Annotated in this window: 1 protein-coding gene; it reads left to right on the top strand. The window is 54.0% G+C overall.

Going from position 1 to position 2,108, the window contains the following annotated elements; translation table 11 throughout:
• The first annotated feature begins 72 nt into the window (after positions 1–72).
• A complete protein-coding gene (locus FQ192_RS33795; protein ID WP_149662277.1) occupies positions 73–1,617 on the top strand; it encodes an IS66 family transposase in 1,545 nt (514 codons plus the stop codon).
• Positions 1,618–2,108 lie beyond the last annotated feature (491 nt).

A 2,108-nucleotide genomic window follows, 5' to 3' on the forward strand; every position in this document is an offset into this window, starting at 1 on the left:
TTGATCTCTGGCGCAACCGTCCACACAAGGTTTTAACGCCAAGATTCGTCGCCTGACGGGTATAATCCGGGCATGAATTTGATGCCCGAAGACCTCCCTGACGACCCTGTTCTGCTCAAGCAAATGTTGCTTGAGGCACTCAGTCGTCAGCAGGTAACGGCTGAGGCATACCAGACTCATATCGTCGATCTGAAAGAACAGATCAAGCTGCTGCGCGACCGTTTGTTCGGTCGCAAATCCGAGCAGACCGTTGAACCCAATACCCCTCAACTGGCGTTGTTCAACGAGCCCGAAAGCGAGCCGATGCCTTCAATCGGCGACGCTGACGAAGAAGTTGTTGCTCCGACTTCACGTCGTGGCAAGCGCAAGCCTCTGTCTGCTGATCTGCCGCGCATCGAAGTCATCCACGAACTTCCCGAGCACGAACTGACGTGTGCCTGTGGTTGCCGCAAGCATGTCGTCAGCGAAGAAACTAGCGAGCAGCTGGATATCGTGCCGATGCAAATCCGCGTGATCAAACACATCCGCAAAGTCTACGGGTGTCGTGGTTGTGAAGCGGCGCCGGTCACTGCTGACAAACCGGCTCAGTTGATCGAAAAGAGCATGGCCAGTCCGAGTGTCTTGGCGATGTTGTTGACCACTAAATACGTCGACGGCCTGCCGCTCCACCGATTTGAAACCGTACTTGCCCGTCATGGTGTGGACATCCCTCGCCAAACGTTGGCGCGCTGGGTCATCCAGTGCGGCGAGCACTTGCAACCGTTATTAAATCTGATGCGGGATCGGTTGCTGGAAAGCCCTGTCGTCCACTGTGATGAAACCCGCGTCCAGGTACTTAAAGAACCGGATCGAGACCCAACCAGCCAATCCTGGATGTGGGTGCAAGCCAGCGGGCCGCCGGATCGAAAAGTCGTGCTGTTTGACTACACCTCCAGCCGTGCGCAGGAAGTGCCGTTGCGCCTGCTGGAAAGTTATCGTGGCTACGTCATGACCGATGATTACGCGGGTTACAACGCCTTGGCATTACAGCCCGGAGTGGAACGTCTGGCGTGCATGGCCCATGTGCGGCGCAAGTTTGTCGATGCTCAAAAGGTACAGCCCAAGGGCAAGGCGGGACGTGCCGATATCGCCCTGACGATGATCAACAAGCTGTACGGCATCGAGCGTGAACTGAAGGGCGTCAGTGACGAGCAACGATTTATCGGCAGACAGGAAAAGAGCCTGCCGATCCTGGCCCAGTTGAAAAGCTGGCTGGATAAAACGCAGTCCCAAGTGACGCCGCAAAGTGTGCTGGGCAAGGCGGTTAACTATCTTGCCAACAATTGGAGCCGGCTGGAGCGTTACGTGGAGGCCGGGTTTTTACCGATCGACAACAATGCGGCGGAACGCGCGATAAAGCCGTTTGTTATCGGTCGCAAGGCGTGGCTGTTCAGCGACACGGCCAAAGGCGCTACCGCCAGTGCTCAGATCTACAGCCTAGTGGAGACCGCCAAGGTCAACGGCCAAGAGCCTTATACGTGGCTACGCCACGTACTGGAGCAGTTACCACATGCGCAGTCGGTGGCAGACTATGAGGCACTGTTGCCGTGGAACTGCTCGCCAGAGATATCACGTTAAACCTGAACCCTAAACGGGGGGTGAGTGGATCGAATCGTATGCTAGGGAAGCCTCGACATCCTTTGGTGTACCGCCAAATCCACCCAACACGTAATAGACTCGGTACGTTTTTTGGGCCTCCAAAGCCCTGTAAAAATATAAAATCCTACCCCCGGTACAAAAATAATCCTACCCCCGGTACAGGTCCAAAATGGCTCACATGAGCACAGATAGGGCGTGCTTCTGCATTTCCGTGGCATTGAAATGGCATTTAAATACCACAGAAATAGCGCGCATCTTTTGTGCCACCTGAAATACCTGGTCTTGGCATTTTTGTGCCATTGAAATGGCCAAACTTTGACATTTTTGTGCCACTAAAATAGCTAAACAGTGGCATTTTTATGCCAGCAAAATGGTAGGTGAGCTATTTATGTGCCACAGGTATAGAAATATGGGGCACCGCGTCTGGGATCAGGTGGTGACTTTGAGTGTGGGGTTCATGGAGCGTTTAC

This window comes from Pseudomonas sp. ANT_J12, assembly GCF_008370045.1.
Taxonomy (GTDB): Bacteria; Pseudomonadota; Gammaproteobacteria; order Pseudomonadales; family Pseudomonadaceae; genus Aquipseudomonas.

Coding starts and splice junctions, on each gene's coding strand:
- FQ192_RS33795 (WP_149662277.1), top strand. CDS start 73: ATGAATTTGATGCCCGAAGACCTCCCTGACGACCCTGTTCTGCTCAAG.